14 protein-coding genes are annotated in these 19217 nt (G+C 27.4%); 2 read left to right on the top strand and 12 right to left on the bottom strand.

Going from position 1 to position 19217, the window contains the following annotated elements; all coding sequences use genetic code 11:
* Nucleotides 1-164: 164 nt before the first annotated feature.
* The 8 genes from BN6774_RS04400 to BN6774_RS04365 all read right to left on the bottom strand — a co-directional run bounded on the left by BN6774_RS04400 (nucleotide 165) and on the right by BN6774_RS04365 (nucleotide 14538).
* Complete coding sequence (locus BN6774_RS04400; RefSeq protein ID WP_066890412.1) at nucleotides 165-5441, bottom strand: discoidin domain-containing protein; 5277 nt, start codon at nucleotides 5439-5441, stop codon at nucleotides 165-167.
* 456 nt (nucleotides 5442-5897) lie between these two features.
* Nucleotides 5898-7508 carry an EAL domain-containing protein gene (locus tag BN6774_RS04395; RefSeq protein WP_066890411.1) on the bottom strand — a complete coding sequence of 537 codons (1611 nt, stop codon included), beginning with the start codon at nucleotides 7506-7508 and terminating at the stop codon, nucleotides 5898-5900.
* A 9-nt stretch (nucleotides 7509-7517) separates the two neighbouring features.
* A complete protein-coding gene (locus BN6774_RS04390; protein ID WP_235829641.1) occupies nucleotides 7518-8228 on the bottom strand; it encodes an EAL domain-containing protein in 711 nt (236 codons plus the stop codon).
* Between the two features lie 44 nt (nucleotides 8229-8272).
* Nucleotides 8273-9133, bottom strand: a complete 861-nt coding sequence (locus BN6774_RS04385) for a substrate-binding periplasmic protein (protein WP_066890409.1) — start codon at nucleotides 9131-9133, stop codon at nucleotides 8273-8275.
* A 232-nt stretch (nucleotides 9134-9365) separates the two neighbouring features.
* Nucleotides 9366-10604: an N-acetylglucosamine-6-phosphate deacetylase gene (gene nagA, locus BN6774_RS04380; RefSeq protein ID WP_066890407.1), complete on the bottom strand. Its 1239-nt coding sequence runs from the start codon at nucleotides 10602-10604 to the stop codon at nucleotides 9366-9368.
* Nucleotides 10605-10614: 10 nt separating this feature from the next.
* Nucleotides 10615-11376, bottom strand: coding sequence for an HAD-IIB family hydrolase (locus BN6774_RS04375; protein WP_066890405.1), 762 nt, complete (start codon nucleotides 11374-11376; stop codon nucleotides 10615-10617).
* A gap of 198 nt (nucleotides 11377-11574) precedes the next feature.
* On the bottom strand, nucleotides 11575-12936 hold the full coding sequence (locus BN6774_RS04370) for a class-II fumarase/aspartase family protein (RefSeq protein WP_066890403.1): 1362 nt from the start codon (nucleotides 12934-12936) through the stop codon (nucleotides 11575-11577).
* 18 nt (nucleotides 12937-12954) lie between these two features.
* A complete protein-coding gene (locus tag BN6774_RS04365) occupies nucleotides 12955-14538 on the bottom strand; it encodes a PTS transporter subunit EIIC (RefSeq protein WP_066890401.1) in 1584 nt (527 codons plus the stop codon).
* A gap of 259 nt (nucleotides 14539-14797) precedes the next feature.
* On the opposite strand from BN6774_RS04365, the gene BN6774_RS04360 reads away from it, so the two are divergent.
* Nucleotides 14798-16360: a helix-turn-helix domain-containing protein gene (locus tag BN6774_RS04360; protein ID WP_066890400.1), complete on the top strand. Its 1563-nt coding sequence runs from the start codon at nucleotides 14798-14800 to the stop codon at nucleotides 16358-16360.
* 93 nt (nucleotides 16361-16453) lie between these two features.
* On the opposite strand, the gene BN6774_RS04355 is transcribed toward BN6774_RS04360, so the two are convergent.
* The 3 genes from BN6774_RS04355 to BN6774_RS04345 all read right to left on the bottom strand — a co-directional run bounded on the left by BN6774_RS04355 (nucleotide 16454) and on the right by BN6774_RS04345 (nucleotide 17818).
* Nucleotides 16454-16672, bottom strand: coding sequence for a DUF2922 domain-containing protein (locus tag BN6774_RS04355; protein WP_084766869.1), 219 nt, complete (start codon nucleotides 16670-16672; stop codon nucleotides 16454-16456).
* Between the two features lie 60 nt (nucleotides 16673-16732).
* Nucleotides 16733-16957, bottom strand: a complete 225-nt coding sequence (locus BN6774_RS04350) for a DUF1659 domain-containing protein (RefSeq protein WP_066890398.1) — start codon at nucleotides 16955-16957, stop codon at nucleotides 16733-16735.
* A 90-nt stretch (nucleotides 16958-17047) separates the two neighbouring features.
* The gene (locus BN6774_RS04345) at nucleotides 17048-17818 is read right to left on the bottom strand and encodes a tyrosine-protein phosphatase (RefSeq protein ID WP_066890396.1); all 771 of its coding nucleotides are present in this window, start codon (nucleotides 17816-17818) and stop codon (nucleotides 17048-17050) included.
* 156 nt (nucleotides 17819-17974) lie between these two features.
* Between BN6774_RS04345 and BN6774_RS04340 the strand changes: the two genes are divergently transcribed.
* The gene (locus tag BN6774_RS04340) at nucleotides 17975-18544 is read left to right on the top strand and encodes a sigma-70 family RNA polymerase sigma factor (protein ID WP_066890393.1); all 570 of its coding nucleotides are present in this window, start codon (nucleotides 17975-17977) and stop codon (nucleotides 18542-18544) included.
* Nucleotides 18545-18621: 77 nt separating this feature from the next.
* Here BN6774_RS04340 and BN6774_RS04335 read toward each other — a convergent pair whose 3' ends face one another.
* Nucleotides 18622-19185, bottom strand: a complete 564-nt coding sequence (locus BN6774_RS04335; protein ID WP_066890391.1) for a sigma-70 family RNA polymerase sigma factor — start codon at nucleotides 19183-19185, stop codon at nucleotides 18622-18624.
* Nucleotides 19186-19217: the final 32 nt, after the last annotated feature.

Here is a 19217-nt window from a genome sequence, read left to right as displayed (position 1 = left end):
TTATATACCTATTAGGTCTTGCCTGCTTTCCAGTAACAATCCTAATTACTAACATTATTAACTTGTCTACATAATATCATATCAGTATAACGTTGTCAACAATGAATTTGTAACGTTATCAATAAATAAAGGAGATGAAAAATCATCTCCCTTAAATATTTGTATTAAGATATCTTCTTATGGCGTTTTCTGTACATAAGTCCTAATCCTAAAATTATACTTGCAACAGCAACTACTCCAAAAGCTCCAGTCTCAACTCCTGTAGCTGGTAATTTTCCGCCATTATTTGTTCCTTGATTTTCTGTCTTATTTGAATCATTAGGTGTTTCTGTACCATTTTGATTGTTTCCATTCGTACTACTTCCATTACCATTATTTTCAGTGCCACCATTTGTATCTCCCTTAGCTATAAGATTATCTAAAGCTGTACCTAATAAAGTTGCTGCTTCATTTATTTCTTCCTGAGTTGCCTCTTCATTAATAAATACTTCGCTAGCTCTTGCTAATTTAGTTTTTACCTCTTGAGCACTTTCATCTGTATATTTTGATAGGTCTATAGCCTTAGCTTTATTTATTAAATCTTCAAGTTTAGATTTATCTGGTATTAATCTTAAATCTAGATAAGTTTTTATTAATGTATTATATGCTGAATCTACTTCCTCTTGAGTTGCATCTTCATTAGCTAAAATTTCTTTAGCTGTTTTTAATGCATTTTCAAATGGTGTCCAAGTTGATTCAATATATCCTTCCTTATCTATTTTTTCTAATTTATCTACTAACTTTTGAAGTGAATCTTTCTTAACTTGAACTTTAACTAAACCATCTATTGCTGCTTTTAATGCATCTAAAGTCTCATCTACTTCTTTTTGCATTGCATTTTCATCTGCAAGTACTGCATCTGCAATTGCTATAACTTCTTGTAAATTAGCCCAAGAATCAGCAGTATATCCCTTAGATACTAACTCTTTTGCTGAATTTACAAGTACTTGTAATGCTTCTTTATCTCCTTGCTTAAAGTCAAGCATCCAGATAGCACTAGCTAACCTCTTAAATGCTGCATCTACTTCTGTTTCTGTAGCATCTTCACTTTCATACACAGCCTTAGCTTCTTCTAATGCATCATTAAATTCTTGTACTACAGCTGGTACTACATTCTCTAGTAAACCTTCTGCAACAATTTCATTAGCATAGTCTATAGCTATTTTTAAAGCTTTTTTATTTACTTCTGGGTTTGGATTTACTATTTCTTCATTAATAGTAACTTTTATACTTCCATTTACTATATCAATTATATTTCCCTCATCAGTAGAAAGTTGTCCATCAGTTATATTAAATACTACATTTTCACCTGTAGCTTTAGATTTAAATTCTAAATTAACTATATCTACATCATTTTCTATTGCAACTCCTTTAGTTGCAACAACTACAGTTACCACTCCATTATTGTCTGAAGAATTAACTATATATTTTGTATCATTTTCTGATGTAGCTCCAACAAAGTCAAACTTATCTTTATCATAATCTACATTAAATTGCATTCCATACATATTTGTAGATGTTAAATCTTTAGTACCAACTTTAATATTTAACTTATCTCCAGCATTAATTTCAGCTAATGATGTAGATACTTTAAATCCAACTTCTTCTGTTGGCTCTGGAGTAACCTCTTTAACTTTATGAACATTTAATTCAGAAGCTGATGCAAATCCACCTACACCTGCTTTTGCAATTAATCTTACATGTGTTACTTCAGAAACTTCATCAAAATTAACTACTTTTAAAGTAGAATCTTGTGCCCAAGACCCTTCTGAAACTGTTGTAAAATCTGTTCCATTTGTACTTACTTGAAGCTCATACTTAGTAATTGTACCATTACCTCCATTACTTCTTGGAAGATATGAGAATTTGTTAATAGTATAAGCTTTTCCTAAATCTAAAGTAATACTTTGTGGCAATTTTACAGGAGTATTATAATTTGTATGCCAAATAGTTCCCGTATTTCCATCAATAGCAAAGGATGCTAATCCTTCTGTACCTACATTAGGATGCTCACTTGTTGCTGATGCTTTCATACTTTCTTGTGGTATTATTGTCTCATCTGCAATATTTACAGCAATATTATATACTTTTAAGGATTTTAATTCACCATTAAATGAATTTGTTTCACTTCCTACTCTTTCTAATGGGAATACAAATGTTCCATTGTCTCCAGATGAACTACCCTTACTAACTTCATCAACATATTCTCCATTAACATAAAGTTCTGTCTTTGTCATTTTTCCTATTATTGTTATATCTACCCATTCTCCTTTAGGTAGTTCATAATCAAATGAGTAATCATAGAATTCTCTTGAGAAACCTACTTTTCCAGTATCTTTTTGAACTGCTTTAAAGGAACCCTTCTCAGATTCAAAAAGAACTTGTTCTTCATTATTACTATTTTCATCACGTTTTACACTAAATGAAACTGTATAGTTTGGTCCTATATTTTCTATAGCACTTTGTAAATAACTATTATCATCATTTAATTTTAATACTCCATTTTTTACAGTAGCATTATTAAGAGCTACTGAATTATATCCATTTCCTGAATTATCAGGTACTGTATCATTTGAAGTAGCTTTAAAATTATATTCTAAAACCTTTTCTGTTTCAGATTCTACTTTATATCTTGGATTAGAATTTGGAGCATTTGATACCTTAGCTGCAACTTCTTTAAATTCAGCATAAGTCTTATCCTCTGCTACTCCCCACATCTTTTCTGATACAGCTTGAACAGCAGGTAATACTCTATCATAAATATCTATTTCAACTATACCATTAGCTTTTTTGTCAATCATATCATTCCAAACTGCAAACATTCCTCCACGCATTTGTGGTGAACCTGCCGGAATTACATCTCCATTTCCAAATTTACTCACTTCATAATTATTATATATATAACTTGTATTTAAATAGTCATAATAATATCCTGCATCTGGAACGATATATAACTTTCCATCTTCAGTATTAATTAAATCATAACCTAAATTAAACATATCTGAAGGATCTGCCCATCCATTATTCCAAATATTCATTTCTACACCTTCAGATGTTACAGGAGTTTTACCTATTTTCTGAGAAAGGCTTCCCCAAACTCTTACTGTTCTGCCCTTTACATCTCTTATATATTTAAGCATTTCATCTGTATAAGCTCTATATTCCTCTGCACTTCCATAGAACTCATCTGCTCCTATATGAACTGTAGTATCTCTAAATACTGGATTTTCTCCATCTGTATATTCACTAAATATTCCTTTTATATAATCAACTACTTCTGGGTTTGTAACATCTAACATTGCTGCATTTTCTCCAACACCTTTATTAGCACCTTTTCCATAAGCATACTCTGGATGAGCTTTCATAAATGATAAGGCATGTGCTGGACTTTCAATTTCTGGTACTATGTTGACACCATATAACTTAGAGTCATCAATAAATTGTCCAAATTCTTCCTTAGTATATGATAAATCTGTAGATGTTAGTGGAACACCATTTTCTCCTACATCATTTGACTCTAATCTAAATCCTGCATAAGCTTCTTTTATTGCATTTGCACCATATTGAGTAACCCAAATATAGTTATCATTTAAATGAACTTGGAAATCATTCATTTTATACCAAGACATAAGCTTTGTAATATCATATAAGAAGTCTAATGAAATAGGTTTTCTTCCCACATCTAACATGAATCCTCTTATATCTGATAATGGATAATCTCTTGTAATTCCTTGTGGAATAGTTGTTCCATTTTGCTTTAATATTTGTAATATTGTTCTTGTTGAAAGAAATGCTGCGTCTGCTTCATTAGACTCAACCTTAACAAAATCACCAATCTCCATATAATATCCTTCAGTTCTAAGTTCTGGACGTTTATCATTCAATTCAAAGTAGAAATCACCTTTTTTTGGTGAGTCTGAAACTACTACTTCTATTTCTTTACCAACTATATCTTTATAGTCTTCTGAAAAAACATTCATATATTCACTTAATTCAGCTTCTGAAGAAGGTGAAATAACTATTCTTGATCCATTATTAATTTCAAAGTTACCACTTCCCCCTAACCATTCTCTAAGTTCTGGGATAACAGTTGGCACTTCATTACCTGTAACTTCATTTGATCCAGGTACTAATACTTCTATATCTGGAGTATATGCCTCTTCATTTCCTTTAGTTATTTTAAAATTAACACGAATAGTTTTATCTACTAATGGTCTATATATTTCCCTATCAGCTCCGATAACTTCTTCATAATCAGCTCCAACAAATGAAATTTCATATCCTTCTGCTACAGATGGCATTGGCAATTCTTCATCTTCAAGAGTAAGACTCCTAACATTTATAGAATTTGCAATTTCATCTAACCCCTGTGGAATTCCACCATTATATATCTCAATTTCATATATAGATACATTATTCCAAGTAACTCCATCAGCAGTTGCATTATGCTTACCAATAAAAACTCTTACATATCTAGTAGCAACAGCTTCATCTAAATTAATCTCTTGTCTATTTTGTGTTGGCGCTGATGTTGCTATATATACATCAGTCCAATTGCTATTATCATCAGAAGTTTGTAACTTATATTCTGTAGCATTTTTTCTTTCCCATTCAATAACTACATTTTCTATTTGAGTTTTAGCACCTAAATCAACTGTAATCCATTGTTCAGCTGATGATACAGCACTTGCCCATCTAGAAGCCTTTGATTTTATTCCGTCTACCGCTTTATCAGCTGTTAATGTACTAGTTTCATTACTTGATGAAGTTGCAGTTTTACTCAATGCAACATTCTCTCCAGCTGCTGGCACTATAACTTCTGGCTCTTCTGGTTCTACTGGTTCATTATTATATATTTCAACTTCATATATTGATACTGTATTCCAACTAACAGTACTACCTTCTTGTGTTGGAGAATAATTATCTATAGTTATCTTTACATACCTTGCATTTTGTGAACCAACATCTAAAACTTCTCTAAACTCATTTTTAGTTGTACTATTATGAATTGCAGTCCATGTAGAATTATCATCTGATACTTCTATTTTATATGAATTTACATTTCTTCTCTCCCATTCAATTACAACTTCATCAAAAGCTTTAACTTCTTTTAAATCAATTATAATCCATGGCTTAACTGCATTAAGCTCTGATGCCCATCTTGAGCTGCCTCCTTTATTAATATCGGTCGTTCTATCTACTGTCCCATCTATAACTTTATCTGCTGTAAATTTGCTTCCTGACTCATATCCTGATGCAGTAGCACTTTTCCCTAAAGCTAAATTCTCTCGTTGTACTTCTGTATTTACTTCTGCCCTTACAGGTACAAAAGAAGACAACATAGTAATGACTATGAATAGTAGTAATATTCTTTTCGAAATATTATCCATCTTATTCTTCATTATTCCCTTCTCCCTTAATCAAATTTTTATTTTTATAACTATTAGGAGCAAATACTCAACTGCCCCGGGCATCTTATAGTATTCATAGTGACCCACTATGACAGATAAAAATTTTTATCTACCTCCCTTCAATATTTTAAATATGTTACCTTTTAAGTCCTAAATTCATTAACTGAACTATCATTATAAAAAAAAGCCAACTTATCCCTATATTGAATAAGTTAGCTTATGCCCTTCTTAGGTAACACGCTCTTTAATCATTTACATGATACCATAAAAATTATTTTTTGTAAATATTTTCCAATTTAATTTAAATCTAAGAATAATACCTTTTCATTATTTTCCCTAACCAATAATAACTCAAGCATATCCTATTAGTAAAATGATTTTTAAAAACTTCAGAAAAATATAGTGAAAAAATAAGGCTATCTTTTTAAGATAGCCATTTAGTAATCATTATAACTTATTTATATCTTCTATAGAGATTGGATCACTATAAAAGGAGCCTTGTACACATAATTTATCATTATCTATTTCTTTTACTTTTTTATCTTGTTCTAACTCATCAATACCTTCTAAAACAACAAATTTATTTTGGGCTTTTCCTATTCTTGAAATAAATAATATTATTTCATTTTTTATTAAACTCTTATCCATATTAGAGTTAAAAGTTTTATCTATTTTTATTATATCTATATCTAATTCTTTAATTATATTTAAATTTGAATATTCTATTCCAAAGTCATATATTGCTATTATAAATCCAGCTTCTTTTAATCTTTTTATATTTTCAATTATAATATCAATATTTCTTACGTTAATATTCCCCATAATTTCAATACAAATATTACTTCTTTGTAATTTAGATTTATTTAATACATCAATTATTTTATCAACAAATTTATTATTTTTAAGTTGATTTATAGGAATGTTTAAGGATATATAAAAATCGCTGTTACTTAAAGATTCGTAATTTTTCATTTCCTTATAATTAGAAACTACTACTTCTAATTCCAAAATACATAAATCAAAAATAACACCATCTTCTTTAAATTTAGATAATAACTCCTTAGAAGAGTCTAAATACTCATTTTTTATTTTATCTTTTAATACAGCTTCAAAACCTACTATTTCTTTAGTTTTAGCTTTATAAATTGGTTCATAGCAAATTGAATATACACCTTTTTTTAATGATTTTCTAATCTTTATTTTATATAACTCTTTTTTTAATTTTGGAAATACAATTTTTACTACAACTAATAAAAATATAATTTTTAATAATATCATTAAAGCATTTTCTATTTTTTCTTTTTTTAGCTTATCTTTATTAAAATAACTATTATAAAGATTATCTATCTTATTTCCTTGTGTCTTATTTATTTTAACTATAGCATTATCTATATTATTAATAAGTTCCTTATTATTTTTATTAGCAGCTATATATACTTGTGCTTCTACAAATTTATATATTTTTTTATATTTAGTTTCTTTATAAGCACTATCTAATATTAAGTCAATGGATCCATTATCTATCCATTCATTTATTTCATCATAATTATCCCCATATACTGTATCTACATTTATATTTGCAGCCTTAAAGAAATCCAATATCCACTTAGTTGCTCCTCCTTTTATTGCTCCAAATCTTAGTCCATTCATCTCATTTAAATTGTATGAATTAATATTTTTACTTGTATATAAAGCAAATTTTTCATACGTAATTGGATTTACATTAAATATCAACTTTTCAGCCCTTGATTCTGTTAAAGTTATTCCAAGAGCAAAATCTAACTCTCCATCTTCAAGTTTATTAATAGAATCTACAACACTTACTAAAACATATTTATATTTTAAGTTTAATTCTTTTGCTATTAAATCAAAGAAATCTATACAATATCCTTGAAATTCACCCTTTTCGTCCATATCAACATATGACTCTAATTTAATTACACTTATTTTATATATTTTATCATTATAATTATTTGTTTCAGCCTTTACATTTTTACCAATTAGTAAAGTAGAAGTAAAGATCAATATAAAGAATAAAGCTTTCAAGTTTATCTTCATAACTTCCTCCTAAGAACTATATTGCAAAGCCTTAATCTTTTCTTTTCCCATGGGTTTATTATAAAAATACCCTTGTACAAATACATTTTTACTATTAAAGCCTTTTATTATATTATCTTGCTCTTTATCCTCTACACCCTCTAACACAACAGATTTCTCTTCTTTTTTTGATACTCTTAATATAAATAAAATAGTTTCATTTTTTATTAAATGCTGTCCTAACCCATCTACAAAGTTTTTATCAACTTTAATAATATCTGCATCTAACTTTTCAAGAACATCTAAATTAGAATATTCCGTTCCAAAATCATCTATGGCTATTTTAAAACCAGCATTTTTTAACCTAGATATATTGTTCACTATTTTATGCAAATCTTTTATTCCTACTCTTTCTACTATTTCTAAGCAATTACTCTTATTTTCTAATTTAGATTCATTTAGTAATTCTATAGCTTTATCTATAAATTCATTATTTTGAATCTCATCTATAGATAAATTAAGAGAAATATAAAAATTATCATTACTTATGCAATTATACTTTTTAATTTCTTTATAATCTAATATTACCCTTTTTATTATCCATAAGGTTACATCAAAAAGCATATTATTCTTCTCAATTTCTGGTATAAACTTCGCTGGTGATATTAAATTATTATTTTTATCTTTTAATCTTAATAAACCTTCAAACCCTACTATTTCTTCCTTTATAGAATTATATATCGGTTGATAATAAAGTAAATATCTATTATTTTTTAATCTATTGTTTATTTTTTTCTTATTAAAACTTTTTTTAATTTAGGAGTAATATAAATAATAAAAAATATAATAAAAATTAAGATTATGCTTACTGTTAATATACTTATACTTTTATCAATTTTATTGTGTTCTTCATCAAAATAGCTATTATAAAGATTAGGTATTAAATATCCATCTTCCTTATAATAATCAGCTATAGCTTTATCTATTTGGTCTAATAACTTTTGATTTTCTTTAGTAGCAGCTATATAAACTTGATCTCCTACAAATTCATATATTTTTTTGTACTTATTAAAACCATAAGCACTATCAATCATTAAATCTATTTCATTATCCTCCATAAGTTTTTCTAACTCAGGATACCTACTAGCTACTACTGGAACAACATCTATACTAATTGATTTGAAAAATTTAAAAATCCATTGTGACTTCTGACTTTCTTCTATATATCCAAATCTTAAACCATTTAAATTTTCAAAGTTAACTGACTCTATATTAGCATTAGTATAAAGTGCAAAACCTTCTAAGGCTATACTATGCTTATTAAAAATATAATTTTCTACATTTTCTTCTGTTATAGCAGCTCCTAAAATTATATCTACTTCTCCATTATCTAAATTGGTACCCAAATCTTTTATATCACTTAAAATATATTTAACCTTTACATTCATTTTTTCAGCAATTAAATCAAATAGTTCTCTATAATAACCATCTATTTCACCATCAGAATTTAAGTATGCATATAGTTCTAAATAAAATACTCCAACTCTAATAATATTCTTTTCATCTTCAGCATAAACATTTTGAGAAAATACAGTGTTTAAAATTAATATAATCAATAAAATAAAAATACATATTCTTTTATTCAAACAGACCACCCTATATATTTTTTATTTAATTCATTTACCTTTCAATATTTTAATACATTTCCAATTATAAACTTCTATTTTTTAACAAAATTCTCACCAAAAATGTATTATATCATACATTATATTTTTAACTATAATACAATTTAATTTTTTAAAAAAATAAAAAAAGTATAATTAAATTACCCTTAGCAAAAATACTAATTAATATTTTCACTAAGGGCTTATATATAATCTAATATACTTTTCCTCTAACTATAGTCTCAATCAAATTAAAATCATCATCAATAACTAATAAGTCAGCATCCTTATTTACTGCTATGCTTCCCTTTTCATCATAAACATTTATATATTTAGCTGGATTTATACTTGCCATCTTCATTATATCAAATAGATCTACCTTAGAATGCTTAATAACATTCTTTACTGAATCTATATAGCTCATTTCTAAATCTCTTACATTTTCATATTTGCTGTTATCTATTACTTCTTCTCTTCCATCATCATGTTTTATCATTACCCCATCATCTTGTGGAATAATAGTTATCTTTCTTACATAATGATGCCAAGGCTTATCTGTCATAGCAAGTCCACAACAATCAGTAGATAAAATAATTTTATCACTTGTCTTTATTCTTAAAGCAATATCAAATGCTTCATGTTTTACTGTTAGTCCTGTTTGCTTAGCAAATTCACAATACATATCATCAAAGTATAGGGCTGCCCCCACTACTCCTAGTTCTCTATGATGCATTCCTCTCATTCCACTAAAGGTATGAGTAAAGCCTCCAAAGCCACAATCCTTCATTTCTTTTATTTTATCAAAGGTAGCTCCAGTATGACCAATTGAAAGTTGTATTCCTTTTTCTCTGCAAAACTCAGCTACATCCTTTGCTCCATCTAATTCCGGAGCCATGGTCATTAATTTTATTAAGTCTTTTGACTTTTGTCTATTGTAAAACAGCTTCATATATTCAAGATTAGGTAATATACAATTTTCTTCCTTTTGCATCCCTTTATAATCTTTACTTATAAATGGTCCTTCCAAATGAACTCCTATCATATCTGCTCCAACTTGCTCAAATTCATATATATCACTAGCCTCATCTATTTGAGTTAATATTTCTTCAGTAGTATCTGCTCCAGTTGTTGCAAGGAAAGATGTAACCCCCTCCTTTGGTAGATGCTTTTGCATTTCTGTTATAGACTTCTTTGATTTTTCAAACCAAAAGGAGCCTGTCCCCCAACCATGAATATGATTATCTATAAAGCCAGGGATTATTGTAAGATTTGTATAATCAAGAATTTCATTATCACTATTCCAATTTAAATTCTTCAAAATATAATCCTTTAAAGAATCCCTTTTTAATTCCTCTTCTGTTTCAGCAATATCAATAATCTTTTTGTCTTCTATTTTAATAAATCCACTTATTTTTTTATCTTCCAAATATATATTTTTAGAATAAATTATCATACTATTCCTCCTAACTTATATTAGAAACTATATTTAAACAATCACTTACACTAGAGCATATATTCCTAACTTGATTCTTTAAATTCTCCTTTGCACTAGAAATTATAAATCCTTCATAATCTAATATCATCTGAAGGTCATTATAAGAATCACCCATAGTAATTATCTTATTTATATTAATTAAATTCTCCTGTAGATATTTTATAGCCTCAGACTTATTCACACCCTTTGCCACAATATCCACATTATGGCTATTGGCATACGCAATTATGTGACTAAAAAATCTAGAATTCAAATCTTTTTCTAAAACCTTAGTGAAGTCTTCTTCTTGAAATCTCTTATGAATTTGATAAACTTCTCCTATTGAAGATAATTCCTTATAAGATATAAGCTTTTTACAATCCTTCTCATGACTAATTCCATTTCTAGGTCTAATAGAAATTTTACTATTAATCTCTGATAAACTTAATCCGCCTTCATAGTTTTTGTAAATATAATCAATAACATCTAAAATTATATTCTTATCTATAAAATTAGATACAATTCTCTTTCTGCCTTTATCAAAAATAGCTGCACCATTATTACATATTAAATAATCTGGTTTCAAATTATATATACTTATATATTCACTAATAGAATTAATATCCCTACCTGTTGCTATAACAAATTTATTTCCTTCTTTTTGCCAAGCTTCAATACTATTTATATCTTCTAAGGATATTTTTCTATCTATAAAAAGTGTTCTATCAAAATCTGTTACAAATAAATTCATATATTAAATTAAGAAATTAAATTTAACCTTAATAAAAATAATTTCTTTCTCCTTCTCATATTACTTTGTTTTAAAAAAGTTGTTTGTAAACTTCACTTATACTACTGAATTATTTCATACAAAAATTATATAAATCTAATTATGAAATTACTAAAAGGCGTAGTAAAACTAAATAAATAGTCTTACCACACCATAATTTTATTTCACCATTTCATCAGCCTTCTTAATAGCTAGATTAGCCATTTCCTCTGCTAATGTACTACCTATTCCAACATAATTTCTTGGATTTATTAATTCCTTTATTTCTTCTACAGTAAATATTTTTTTAACCTTTTCATTATCACAAAGAACATCAAAGAAACTCTTTCCATTTAGTTCAACTTCCATAGAACATTCATACATAAGCTCATGACCAGCATCTCTTCCTATTTTTTCTGCCATTTTCATCATTATATATTCTGCATTATCTAGACCGCCGTTTAAATTTGCATTTTTATATAATTTTTCCTTCTTAACTACTAATCCTCTAGTCAATTCTTCTGCCCTCATTAAAACTTCAAGAACTAACTCCATAGTTTCATCTAAAATTGAATCAAATAGCATATATTGACTACTATCACCTTCAAACATTCTTGCACTAGAAGTTAAACCTACTTGTGCTAAAGAATATAACTTTTGACTATTTGCTATTATACCCTTTGCATTTTTAGGATTAATTTTATGTGGCATAGTGCTACTTCCTACAGTTCCAGCCTTAAAAGCCTCGTAAACTTCTCCAAATTCTTCAATACCTGTATAATAAATTTCTTCTGCCATTTTATGAAGGACATTACATATAAGCTGCATGTTCATAATATATTCAAGCTTATGAGTACAAATATTTCTACTTGGAACTCTCATATAGCTCATTCCAATTTTCTTAGCTACTAATTCTTGAACCTTTGGACCTATGTCTCCAACAGCGCTATAACAGCCTACAGCTCCACCCATCATAACTTGGTAAATTCTTTTTTCGCTTTCTTCTAATCTTTCTATATTATTAATAAGCTCACTAATCCATACTGATACCTTATATCCATAGGTTATTGGTGTTGCATGTCTTCCATGAGTTCTACCTGGCATTACAGTATCCTTGTTATCCATAGCTATATTAGATAAATTTTTTAATATATCTGCTAAAAAAGATTTAAATCTCTTAGTTACTTCTTTTACTATATATAACTGCCCTGTTTGTTGTATATTTTGAGTAGTACATCCATAATGAACATACTTACCTCCAACTTCATCACAATTTTTAACTAACACCTTTAACAAGGGCATAAATCCATGTCCTATTTTTTCTTTTATTCTATAAACCTCTTCTAAATCTATTTTTTCAATATCACAATTTAAAGCTATATTTTCTGCTGCCTCCTTAGGTATAAGACCTAATTCTCCTTGACTTAAGGCTAATTCCTTTTCAAGCATTAACCAAGTACTGATTTTATTTCTTTCAGTTAAAAGATCTTTTACACCTCTATCATCAATAGATTTACTTTTAGAATCGTATAATGCACCCATAGTTTCCCTCTATTCTTTTTAATTTTGTAGTACCTGCTTTAATGTATCATCTACAGCATTTTTAACTGCTTCTACATGTGGTCCAAAAACTACATGTATATGCTTTTCTGATGGTAAGAATATTCCTAAACATCCACTTTCTCTTATTCTATCCTTATTAATTAATTCAGGCTTATCAACATCTACGCGAAGACGGCTTACACAGTTTTCAACAGATAAAATGTTAATTGCACCGCCTAACCCTTCTACAACTATTTCAGCAATTTCTCTATATCTCTTTTCCTTTAACAATAAGCTAGCTCCCTCATCTAAATCAAAGTCTTCTCTTCCAGGAGTAGCTAAGTTGAACTTCTTAATCATAAATATAAATGCATAATAGAAAATAACAAAATTAATTATTCCTAATATAACTAAATTAAACCAATTAGTATTTTCATAAAGTAATCCAAATATTCCAAAGTCAAATATTGTACCTCTAATATATCCCATTTTTACTCCTAAGAAACCAAGTGGGATAGTAGTTATTCCAGCAAGAACTGAATAAGTTAAAAATAACATTGGACTAACTAACAATAAAGTAAACTCTAAAGGTTCTGTAATATTTCCTAGGAAAGCTGTTAAACAAACTGTAATAATAACCCCTTTAGCAATTTTCTTATTCTTTGCAAATGCAGTTTTATACATAGCAAGTCCAATTGCTGGTATTCTAAATAAAGTAGTAAGCATTTGAGCTGGAGCTATATAGCTAGATAAAGTAGGCATATATTCATTCCAAGATGGATGACTTGGTCCTAAATTAAATAATATTTCATTCATGGCATTTAAGATACCAACATATTGTTGACCTTCTATAACATAAACTCCACCTGCTTCAGTAAATCTTACTATAGAAGATAAAACATGGTGTAATCCAAATGGAATTAATAATCTATTAAGAGTCATATAAATTCCAGGTCCTACGTACTTATTCATAAGAATTACAGATCCACTAATTAATATCTTTGTAATTATTCCCCAGAAGAAAGGTAAAATTAACCCAATAGGAATCATTAGTACAAAGCTAATTATAGGAACTGATTTCTTACCACTAAAGAAGGCAAAGGCAAGTGGTAATTGTAATTTATAAAATCTATCAGTACACTTAGCTGCTACCACCCCAGCAATAATCCCACCTAGAGCCTCAATCTTTAAGGTTTGAATTCCTAATACAGCTCCTTGACCTAATTGACTCATAGTCTCTGCAGGAGCTAAAGTTCCTGTTACTGTTAAGTAAACATTCATAACAATATTTAATGTTAAATATGCAACAACAGAAGAAAATACAGCTATACCCTTTTCCTTTTTACTTAAGCCATAAGCTACACCCATGGCAAATAATAAAGGAATATTATTAAAAACAACACTAGTTATATTTTTTAAGCTTGTTAAAGTAGTTTGTAAGACTGTATTAGAAAGCCATGGAAACTGCTCTATCATATAACTTTGAGTAAATGCATTACAAATCCCCATTACCATTCCAATTGGAGCCATAAGAGCAACAGGTAGTAAAAGACTTCTTCCAAAGGTTTGGACTGATTGCCAGAACTTATCCTTTTTCTTCATATTAAATTCCCCCATTATAATTTTTGTAGAAATAATAATTAATAAATAATAATATTAAGGTGTTTTTCTGTGCACAAATATCCCTTAACTTTTTATATGAAAATTTATAATGTCCTATGTCTCAATGTAATCAATTACATCTTATTAAAATTATAGTTTGTATTTATTAGTTATTAAAGGTTAAATTTGTAATAAATATCCTTGCAAATACCTTCCCTTAATCTTATAATTGAAATAATAAATTTTTAGAGGTTTGTATATGGGAATTAATGCTTCATCCTTAAAATTAATTAAGTACATATTAGATAAGAAAAAAGTTAGTGTAAAAAATGCTTCACTACACTTTAATAAAAATGAATCTACTATTAGAAGAGAAATTGAAACTATTAATTTACATACTAAAGATAAAAATATAATTATTATAGATAATGGACTATTAACTACTTCATTTAATTATAAAGAATATACAAAATTCATTGAATCCCTTTCTATAAGTGAGTATTCATCTACTCCAATGGAAAGAATAAATATTATTTTAATTAGTGCCTTACTTAATGATTATATAAACTTAACTTCCCTTTATGAAGATCTAGGTTTATCAGTTAGTACTAAAAAAAATGATACAAAATATTTGAAGACCCTTTTAAATAGCCATAATCTAAAGTTAACTATTTTAAAGAAAAAAGGGATAAAAATTGAAGGTGATGAAAGTATTTTTAGATTGCTTGTTGTAAAGAAATTACAACTAATAATGGATGTAAATTTAGATAATAAGTTAGAAAGAAGAAAAGCAAATAATCCTTATGAAAATTATGCTTTTGATTTATTTATTGAAAAAATTTCACCTTATAGAGATATTATAGATGAAAAACTTTTATATTTTTTAAATAATATAAATGTCAATATTTCTTACTTATCAAGAAGATTTTTAATCCTATATTTATCAGTTTCAATATTACGCCAAGAAAATAACTATGCTCTAACTTCCATTACTAAGGTTCCAATAAAGGTTACTAACTATAAAATATTTAATAGTCTCCTTGAGAACCAAGAATTTAGTAATGTAGTAGCAATACTAGATACTAATCCTTCACAGACCTTCCCCTTTGATGAAAAATTATTAAGGTTATCTAATATATTTGTAGATAATTTACTTAAGGATATTAGAGGAGATATTCTAAAGAAGGATCAATTTGTAAAAGAAGTATATTATTTTATGTACAAGCAGATTTGCTCCCATTATTTAGATGTTTACTTTGATGATAAGCTAGTAAATAATGTAGAAATAGCTTTACCAGAAATTCATAAAATAATTTCCAATAATCAAAAGATATTTAAAGATGAATATAATATTGAACTTAATAATATTCAAATATCTACCCTTTCATTAATAGCTAAGAAATGGCTGAATATAACTGCTTCAGTAAAAAGAAAAAGCTTAAAAATAATATTAGTAACTAATATCGTATATGAAAGAATTCAGTTCTTCGAAGAACTAATAAAATCCTACTATGATGTTAAGTTAGTTGGAGTCTTTACTCTTTATGATATAGAAAAAATTAAAACTATAGACTATGACTTTATAATATTATTTTCCAATAGAATGTTATCAGTAATAAAGGAAGAATTTAAAAATGCCATAAAGGTAAACTTCTTCTTAAATGATGAAGATATTAAAACACTAAATAGTTATGGCTTTAAATCCTCTAAGAAAAGAATATTGCTAGATGAGTTTGTAGAAGAAATTAAGAATTTAAATAATAAAAATGAATCAAAGATTATAGAATATATAAAAGAAAATTATAATGATTACTTTTTATAAACTTTCAACTTAATTAAAAATAACCCTTAGTAGAATATTTTAGTTATTCCACTAAGGGTCTTTATATGAAACTTCAATCTATAGGATTAAAGTCTAAAGAGTAATTTCCTTTATATCTTTAACAACTACTTGAGCTGCTTGCTTTTCAACTAAATCCCCAGCTTCAGTTTTAATAAGCTTTTTATTTATAATAGTATCCATTAAAGATACTATTGCTAGATTTTCAACATTTTCCTTTATGTCTCTAACAGATAAAGTTAACTTCTTACCAGCTGCATCCTTAAAGCTCATACTTGCCGTTCTTTGAATCATGATCTTTCCTCCTTTCCAATAAAATATCCCCCTTTTTAAGCTACTTATAACTAAGCTCTATTAACCCCTAGTTACTATATAAGTTTGCTCTTTTTTAATAGTAGAAACATTATATGCTAGGATTCCACCTATAGCATCAGATAAAGCTACTAGATCCTCATCTGTTGCAGTTGCAGAAATATTTTTAAAGCTTTGTCCCTTAAAAACATCATTTCCTTTTGTATCAACTCCTACTTGGTAGCTTATGCCTAAAGCATTTCCAACTAATACTGAACTTGCTGCCATCTTTATCACCTCCTCATATCTTATATACGCAGGAGATTTATACTTTTTAAAAAATCTATAACTTTTATTACTTTACCAACTTTTAAATCTTTATTTACCAAACATACCTAATAATCCTTTTCTTTCATTTATTAAATTACCTTTAAATAATATTTCTTCATTATTTAAAAGCTCTTCCCCTGAAGCTTTTAAATAATCAAAGTAGTTTCTATCCATATTTTTTAAAATTTCAACTCCTCCCCTCATATTCGGAGTTCTTTTTTCATCTCTATGAGCATCTGAACCAAAAAAACTATATATTTTATTCTTCAAAAATATTTTTGCCATTTTATTAACTTTTTTTCCAAAGTCTCCTGTAATACTACCTATATTAAGCTGAAAAAGAAAACCTTCCTTTATAAACTCATTTATTAAAGAAGGATTATTTATAAATTTATGATATCTTTCAGGATGTGCAATAACAGGCACTATTCCCTTTAGTTGTAGCTCATATAAAACATCAATTACTTCCTTAATTAAAAAATTTCTCATATCAAACTCAATTAACATATATCTTGATTCATTAATAGTTCCTATCATATTATTATGAAAATCCTCCAATATATTCGTTGTAAAGTAAACCTCTTGCCCAGAATAAATATCAATATTTATTTCCATTTCCTTTGATAAAAGTCTTACTTCCCCTGCCTTTTCTCTTACCTTATTTATTGGTACTTCATAGTATCCTGGCAAAAAATGAGGAGTAAGTACTAATATACTAGTCCCACCATTAACGGCCTGATTCAACATATTTATTGTCATCTCCCTAGATTTAGAACCATCATCAATATTCCAAATTAGATGTGAATGTAAGTCAACCATATCAATACTCCTATTTTAATTCTTTAATATTAATTTTATATAAATTTCATTTCATATTTTCACTTCCATTTATTATATTAAATTAATATCAATTTCAATCCTCAATTTACTTTTTTATAAGGTATTTGTTTATAAAGATGTTTTTGGAGGTGCAACATGAAAGAATTATTAATAAGAGCTAAGAACAATGATGTTAAAGCTAAAGAAGAAATTATAAATATGTACTATCCTTTAATTATTAAGGAAAGCAAACGAATCTTCCTAAAAAATAGGACTTTTGAAGATTTAATACAAATTGGCATTATGAATTTACTTAAAGCTATAAATTTATATGACTTATCTAGAGGACACAAAAGCTTTAGTTCTTATGCTCTTTGGAGTATTAAGAATGGATATATTTCTATTTTAAGATCTGAAATTAAATACAATGATGAAGTTAGTCTTAATAATTTTTGTAAGGATTCTGACATTGAAATAGTTGAAAGTTTAATTGATGAAAATATTAATATTGAAGATATTATAGTTGATTCTTTTAATAATAATGAAGTAATTTCAGCCTTTAAAAAGTTAGATTATGGGGAAAGGGATATTCTTAGCTTTCTATACATTGAAAATGAAAAGCCTAATTTAAGTAAATATTGTAGGATTCGAAATAAGGATTATTACTATTGTAGCTGCTTAAAGAAAAGAGCCTTGGAAAAGCTTAAGAAGCTTTTTAATGAATAATAAAAAATAAGAATTTAGAAACAAAACTCCCATATTGGGAGTTTTTTTTCCACAGTAATTTTTAAGAAATTATATTATTACTTGTTAATTGTTAAGTAAAGTTCTTTTAGATTTTTTATTGCTTTTTCTTTCATATATCTTGCCTTATGGTATTCTAATTTTTTGTCTTTAGCATAGTTTTTAAGAGTTTTATTTTCTACATATAAATATTTGAGAAGTCTTCTATCTCTTTCACTTAATAGTCTTATAGCTTTTTCTAAGTTTATTTTTAATTCTCTTTCAAGATAATCTTCTTGTATATTTATCTTTTCATCTATAATTTCTTTATAATCTATAAGAGTTACAATTTCTTTGGTTTCTTTATTCTTAAAATAAACTTTTGTTGCCTTATCTATCTCCTTATATAATGAATTTCTTACACATTTCTTTACATAGGCTGGAAATGAATCTATTAATTCTATATTAAATTTATTTATTGCCTTTATAATAGAAATAGTTGCTATTTGTTTAATATCCTGTGAATCATAGCCATAAATATAGAAGCTAATGGAAGTATTATTGATGAGAGGTTCAAAGGTTTTTATTATTTCTTCTAAGGATTTTTTGTCACCTTTTTTTGCCTTAATAATTAAATCTTTCATAAATTTATAGGATTGTCTAAAAGACAGTCCTT

Source organism: Clostridium nigeriense, from assembly GCF_900086595.1.
GTDB classification, from domain to species: Bacteria; Bacillota; Clostridia; order Clostridiales; family Clostridiaceae; genus Clostridium; species Clostridium nigeriense.
Note: the sequence above shows the minus strand (reverse complement) of the source record. Positions and strands in the feature narration are given on the sequence as shown.